Source organism: Nostoc sp., from assembly GCF_035638895.1.
Lineage (GTDB): Bacteria > Cyanobacteriota > Cyanobacteriia > Cyanobacteriales > Nostocaceae > Nostoc.
This window is the reverse complement of the sequence record NZ_DASQZC010000682.1, coordinates 1-6,180: the sequence shown is the minus strand read 5'-3', so window position 1 is coordinate 6,180 and position 6,180 is coordinate 1. Positions and strand designations below refer to the sequence as shown.

8 protein-coding genes are annotated in these 6,180 nt (G+C 42.7%); 1 reads left to right on the top strand and 7 read right to left on the bottom strand.

Translation table 11 applies throughout. The features are described 5' to 3' along the window. Positions 1-350 precede the first annotated feature (350 nt). The 7 genes from VE944_RS32085 to pedR form a co-directional block, all read right to left on the bottom strand. Positions 351-494, bottom strand: coding sequence for a hypothetical protein (locus VE944_RS32085; RefSeq protein ID WP_324987266.1), 144 nt, complete (start codon positions 492-494; stop codon positions 351-353). 43 nt (positions 495-537) lie between these two features. Further along, complete coding sequence (locus VE944_RS32080) at positions 538-1,164, bottom strand: chloramphenicol phosphotransferase CPT family protein (RefSeq protein ID WP_324987263.1); 627 nt, start codon at positions 1,162-1,164, stop codon at positions 538-540. A gap of 463 nt (positions 1,165-1,627) precedes the next feature. Next, positions 1,628-2,689, bottom strand: a complete 1,062-nt coding sequence (gene rfbB / locus VE944_RS32075; protein WP_324987260.1) for a dTDP-glucose 4,6-dehydratase — start codon at positions 2,687-2,689, stop codon at positions 1,628-1,630. A 52-nt stretch (positions 2,690-2,741) separates the two neighbouring features. Beyond that, a complete protein-coding gene (locus VE944_RS32070; protein WP_324987257.1) occupies positions 2,742-3,737 on the bottom strand; it encodes a glycosyltransferase in 996 nt (331 codons plus the stop codon). A gap of 31 nt (positions 3,738-3,768) precedes the next feature. Beyond that, positions 3,769-4,005, bottom strand: a complete 237-nt coding sequence (locus VE944_RS32065) for a hypothetical protein (protein WP_324987254.1) — start codon at positions 4,003-4,005, stop codon at positions 3,769-3,771. Between the two features lie 4 nt (positions 4,006-4,009). After that, on the bottom strand, positions 4,010-4,711 hold the full coding sequence (locus tag VE944_RS32060; protein ID WP_324987251.1) for a DUF6391 domain-containing protein: 702 nt from the start codon (positions 4,709-4,711) through the stop codon (positions 4,010-4,012). Between the two features lie 514 nt (positions 4,712-5,225). After that, the gene (gene pedR / locus VE944_RS32055; RefSeq protein WP_109011711.1) at positions 5,226-5,489 is read right to left on the bottom strand and encodes a photosynthetic electron transport-dependent transcriptional regulator PedR; all 264 of its coding nucleotides are present in this window, start codon (positions 5,487-5,489) and stop codon (positions 5,226-5,228) included. A 364-nt stretch (positions 5,490-5,853) separates the two neighbouring features. Here pedR and VE944_RS32050 point away from each other — a divergent pair. Next, positions 5,854-6,180, top strand: a 327-nt coding sequence (locus VE944_RS32050; RefSeq protein WP_324987248.1) for a PfkB family carbohydrate kinase, incomplete at its 3' end; no start/stop codon positions are given.

Here is a 6,180-nt window from a genome sequence, read left to right as displayed (position 1 = left end):
CTTAATCCCCTCCCCGTTCACGGGGAGGGGAGGTTTTGTCGCTAGACAAAAGCGGGGTGGGGTTCCGACGACTTAATTGGTAATTGAGTAAGCTTGATATAACGTCATTGCCAGGGTTTTGCGTTAAGTTGACACGTATGGGCATTGCCGTGCCCTTACACATTGTGATGTAATATTTACAGCTAGAACGAGTTACCAGCCTTAGAGAAATTGCTGGAGAAGAAGTTTTGAGTGAGTTGTTTACTTTGTATTCAGAACCAGTGAGTGATTCGGCTGAATTCGGTCAAAACATTAAGTTGACAAGCACAACTTGATAGCGCATATTTTGTTTCGTTTAGAAAAGCATATTTTTAATTTAACTCTTTTGTAAGTTCGGAAGCCGCTCTTATAAGTTCGGGAGCCGCTCCCGTAAGTCCCGGAGCAGTTCCCGTAAGTTCGGGAACCGCTCCCATAAGTTCGGGAGCTGCTCCCATAAGTCCCGGAACCGCTCCCATAAGTCCGGGAACCGCTCCCAGTTGCAATATTGATAACGACAGCTTAAATATGGTGTGCAGCGAGTTGTTGGAATGCCGACGGCGCTGGAATATTTCCGAGGTGCTTACGTATTACCTCGGCACACGCACCTGGGCTTAATAACGAGGTATCGACTTCAAGATCATAGATGCCAGGCATGTGGACTTCACGTTGCCATAACTCAACTGGATGTGGCATCAACGAGTTGGCTGCATTTCCTACTTTTCCCCCCGTGTTTTGTCGCCGTTCCATAATGATCTCAATGGGGCAACGAACACCTACGAACAAGACCGGCAATCCGTTTAAACGCCGCGCACTATCGGTCAGAATGCCCCGTGGGATTGCGTAGGCGTCATGGTGTCCAACATCAACCACAACATTCAGACCCAAGCGGCTGTGGGCGGCGATGGACTCATACATGGCACTGTACAGAATAGGAACAAGAGGTTCGATGTCCTGGCGTTCTCCCCCTGGTCGCAGACCCATCCCAGGCAGGTATCGTGGGGGAGTCATTTGCATAAACCTATCAACACCCAAGTTCATCCACAGACCATCAAATGTCTCCTGGATTACTGCAACAATGCTTGACTTCCCTGATCGCGGGGCACCATTCAGGATGATAATCTGTCCTAGCTCCTGTGTCTGCCCCATGATCACTCCTCAATATATATAGATATATAGTTAGCAGTTCCACGTTAAGGCTAAAACGTTGAATCGGCAATTGAAAATGCTTCTATCTAAGCTAATGCCTCATGGCTGAGGTAGAGATTTAATTGTGAAACCGCCCTAATTGTGCTAAAGACTTTTTTTATTATTACCATTCGTAAAAGTTTAGCAGCTGGTTTAGGAGCCGTAGTCGTAACCGGAGCCGTAGCCGTAGCTGGAGCTTAGAAGAAAAAATAAAGGGTGTCTTAGCTATGTCCACAATTGTATCTCGCCTAGATGTAACGCAGATTTTCTGTGATGTAGACGATTTCTGCTCATGTGATGTCAATTCGATCATGAAGGCGCTGAAATATTGTCTCACGCCCCAAAAAATCATGCCTCCAGCCACAGAGTAAATCACATCATAGTTATCGATTGATTGTGACACTATTCGGTGAGGAAGGTGATTCTACAGATAATTTTTGCGATAGTAAGCTTGATATTCCGCAGACAGCAGAGGTTCCCACCAATCACGATGATTGAGATACCATTCAACTGTTAAACGTAAACCCTCAGCAATTGTTACTGAAGGTGTCCAACCAAGCTGAGTTTTAATCTTGTTTGCATTAATTGCATACCTCCTGTCATGTCCAGGTCTATCCTTGACAAAAGTAATCAACTGTTTTGCCGGATGCATCGGTAAATCAGGTGCTAATTCATCCATCATCTGACACAAAAGTTGCACCAGGTTAAGATTTTCTACCTCATTGTTGCCACCAATATTGTATGTTTCCCCTGGTTGACCATGATTAATTACCACATCTAAAGCACGACAATGATCGCCCACATAAAGCCAATCGCGCACATTTTTACCATCGCCATAAACAGGTAATGGTTTCCCTATCAAAGTGTTGATGCACATCAGGGGAATTAGCTTTTCAGGAAACTGATAAGGGCCGTAATTATTAGAGCAATTTGTGATAATTGTCGGGAGGTTGTAAGTATGGTAATAAGCACGCACTAAGTGATCGCTACCGGCTTTCGAGGCTGAATAGGGACTATTGGGAGCGTAAGGTGTAGTTTCACAAAAAGCTGGATCATCTGGGCCTAAACTACCGTAAACTTCATCCGTAGAAACGTGTAAAAAACGATAATCAGATGGCTGTGCTTTTGCTTCCCAATGTTTCCGAAAAGCTTCTAACAGCGTGAAAGTTCCTACGACATTAGTTTGTACAAAAGCAGCCGGCCCAAGAATTGAACGATCAACATGAGATTCAGCAGCAAAATGGGCGATGGTATCTATATTTTCGGTTGATAATAACTCATCTATGATAGTGCAATCGCAAATATCCCCCTCTACAAACCTAAAATTTTCTCTTCCCTCAACCAGCGCCAAATTCAGACGATTTCCCGCGTAGGTAAGCGCATCCAACACCACCACCCGGTCATCTGGATAAACCTGACACCAGTGATGGACAAAATTCGCCCCAATAAACCCCGCACCCCCAGTAACTAATAACCGCCGACTCATTCCATTTCCTCTCTTCTCTGTGTGATCTGTACGCCTCTGCGGTTCTTTTCTATTACGTAAAATATTTCTTCTTCAGCTTCCCATATATTTTCTGAGCAAGTAATTTTGCCACACGTATTCTCGTCAAACTCTTAATATTAGATGGCTGCTGTAATTTGTGGTCAAAAAATTCATTTAACTCATTCAGAATAAGTTGGAAACGCTTAATAATATTTTCAGTTCGATATTCAGCCAAAAACTCCTCAGATAAACTAAAAGCTACTGAAGAATCAATGACCTTCAGAATCCGTTGCACATCATATTCTTGTGAATATCCAGCAATTTTATAGCAATTAAATCCAGGGTCTAAGTAATCAGCCAATCCACCGTTGACACTAGAAAATACTTGACAACCACAGGCAAGAGCTTCCATTGGTTGTAGACCAAATCCTTCGCTAACACGCTGTTGCGTCCAGTACTCAGCCGAATCATATAGGTAAACCTTAGCTCGGTTGAATAGTCCAGGTAAATCCTCTATGTATGAATCAACAACCAATACTTTACAACGTTTTTGTAACGCTGGAATCAATTCTTTAATTAAATACTCAGAAGATTTCCGAGTTTGAACTAAAACATCAATATCGCGTTCCAGCCCAAAATTTTGAAACTCATTAGAAATTTGATTAGGCAAATAATAAATCAGAGAGTTGGGTGATTTTTCTCCCCAATATCCCATTGTATAGCGGCTAACAGTGACGATTGGAATACTTGCGGGTAGCCTAAATGGATAACCTGCACTATGTGCATGGTAAACAACATTGTGTTGCTTAAGTTTAGCCACGAGTTTAGCTATATCAAATCCCCAACTGATGACAAAAATTACATCACTTAAATTTTTCTCTTTTAACAAATCATCAATAAAAAGTTTACCTTTTTCTCGTTGGCGGTAAGTTACGACATCAGCACTACAGAACTGCTGAACCAGATTAAGTGCTTTTAATTCAGCCCAAAGACCACCACAGGCAAATTTGCCATCTGTACCGGGGAGTAAGAAGTAAAGTTTTCTCATAATTTTTAAGGAAATATTTAACCTTGTGTTCCTACATCCAGGGAGCATTATCCATCAAAGCATCTAACATCTTCTGGAAGTTTTGACGGAATACTACGGCTAATAAACCGCAGAACATTGTAGTTGCTACCATGACCCACCAAAAGTGAGTGACGTGCCATAAGCCGCCGAACAGGGCAAAGATGATTAGTCCAGCGCCAGCGCCCCCTGCAAACAGTAGAGTTGTTTCTTTAGCGGTTTCTTTGAAGGTGCGTGGTTTTGATTCCATAAGATTACTCTTGCCAGCCCACTTTAACAAAATGTGCATCACGCCCCCAAAGGTCGCGTGTGCGCGTAATATTTTCAACTGCTAGGTTAAAAGGAATGGCAGTTGTTAAGTAACGCTGTGCCATAGAACCTAAATCAGGTGCGAGTTCGGCGGCTGTCGTTGCTGCTAACCCCAAACCTATTATTTGCTCAATTGGTCGAAATGGTAGTAACAAATGCACACCGACAGCTAGTCCAGCTGTTAAGAGCATTGCTACTGATAAATTTGTGCCGCAACGGGGATGTACAGCCAAATCCCATTCTCCACTGGTGAGGCGATGTCGAGCAAGTATGACCGCACGCCGCAAATCACTAATATTCACCTCACCATAGAGATAGAATCCCTGCTCAGTAGATAAACCGCCTAATAGTTCGTTATCTAGTTGAACGTTAGTAGGTTCTCCTTTGGCAGGATAGGCACTTTTTGATTCGCTAAGAACCCAAACAGTAGCGTGTTCTAAGGCGTGAACCTGCCGTATCATCAGAATTTCTTTCAAACCTGGAATAAATGATAGCTGTCTGAGTAAGTCGGCATCTTGTGTGGGTTGCGGAAACTCTGAAAATCGGTCTTCAAGACTCGGAATTTTCTCAGATACAGGTGTCGTAAAATCAAAGTTCAAAAATTTAAAGGGAGACGAGCTACCCTCAAAAGAAGCGGAAGTATTCATTGGAACACTGCTCCCAAACGCGATGGGGCAACATAGATTTCTTTCAAATGTAACGCTTGCACTACTGAATTGTTGCTAATTTTTGTGGATGATTTTTGAGTTTGGGCATTGGCATGGGGAAAGAGGACAAGGAGCATTTCTTGCTGGGAGAAAAGGGGAAAAAGAACCTGCATTAAGTCTTTCACTTCCCCCTTACACCCTATCGCTTGCTTCCCACTCAGCACTCATAAGGGGCATTGGTCATAATTCTTCTTCCCCTACTCCCCCTGCTACCTCATCTCCCCATTTCTACATCTGTTCTGCTTAATAAGAAATTCTGATCTTTTATAGTTTCCGAGTCCGAGGGTCAGCTGGCTCCACTAACATAAACTCCGGCTGAGTGAAGGACTCGGAACTTTTGGTAGAGTGTTCACACTGAAAACTTAGGCGTGAAGAGGGAAATAATCAGTAAACTTCAAGATTGGCTTGCAATTATACCAGACCAGAGCAATTACCTTGCCACTAAATAAATCGTTTATTCGATCTGTTTAGGCAGAGTACAGCAATTGACATCATTCAAACAGACTTTGCCCCACTGTAAAGCCCAGCGAACAAGAGCTACTCGATTTTCTGTCTCGGTCTTGGTAAGAATATTACTGATATGGTTATCAACTGTACGCTTGCTAATCTCCAGTTTTCCTGCAATCTCTTGGTTAGTTAAGCCAGCGGCTACTAAGTCGATAATTTGCAGTTCTCTGTCTGACAGACTAACGGGGGTCTCAGACTTGCCACCAGCCATGACTATTTCTATCCTCCCTTGGTATATGTACTTAATCACTCTTTCTAATTCTAGAAGATTCTTTTGTTGGGAGGGATTTCAAGTTTTAGCAGTAATCCAATTGTCAATATTTTCTTTGGATTTAAAATTGGCAAAAATATAAACCATATTATTAAATAGGTGCTTTATTATACTAGTCAAAATATAAATTGCTAGTGTTAATACTTATGACACTTAGGCGATATTCATAAGCATATAGATGTTATGGAGTAGTAAAAATTGCCATTTAATTCTATGAAGGGCTGGCGACAGATTAGCGAAAATTGTTGTAGATTTTATACTGTAAATTACTAATCCAAAATCGAAATCTAAAATCTAAAATAAAATGAGCAATCCCCGCGTTTTGTGCCTCGGTGAAGTTTTGTTTGATTGTTTAGCCGATCAATTGGGGCTAAAGCTGGAAGAAGTAAAATCCTGGACTCCTTATCCCGGAGGAGCACCAGCTAACGTAGCCTGTGCTTTAGTCAAGCTGGGGACGCCAGCAGGATTTATCGGAGCCGTTGGTGAAGATGAAGCAGGGAATGCACTGGTCAAGCTATTACAAGATATAGGTGTAGAGACGACAGGGGTACAACGCCATCCTACAGCACCAACGCGGCAAGTTTATGTTACACGGGATCTAGGAGGCGATCGCACTTTCGCCGGATTTGGT

What these genes read in the sequence shown, in the direction of transcription:
- VE944_RS32085 (WP_324987266.1), bottom strand. Translation starts at nt 494, where the DNA reads ATGGGAGCGGTTCCGGGACTTATGGGAGCAGCTCCCGAACTTATGGGA.
- VE944_RS32080 (WP_324987263.1), bottom strand. Translation starts at nt 1,164, where the DNA reads ATGGGGCAGACACAGGAGCTAGGACAGATTATCATCCTGAATGGTGCC.
- rfbB (WP_324987260.1), bottom strand. Translation starts at nt 2,689, where the DNA reads ATGAGTCGGCGGTTATTAGTTACTGGGGGTGCGGGGTTTATTGGGGCG.
- VE944_RS32070 (WP_324987257.1), bottom strand. Translation starts at nt 3,737, where the DNA reads ATGAGAAAACTTTACTTCTTACTCCCCGGTACAGATGGCAAATTTGCC.
- VE944_RS32065 (WP_324987254.1), bottom strand. Translation starts at nt 4,005, where the DNA reads ATGGAATCAAAACCACGCACCTTCAAAGAAACCGCTAAAGAAACAACT.
- VE944_RS32060 (WP_324987251.1), bottom strand. Translation starts at nt 4,711, where the DNA reads ATGAATACTTCCGCTTCTTTTGAGGGTAGCTCGTCTCCCTTTAAATTT.
- pedR (WP_109011711.1), bottom strand. Translation starts at nt 5,489, where the DNA reads ATGGCTGGTGGCAAGTCTGAGACCCCCGTTAGTCTGTCAGACAGAGAA.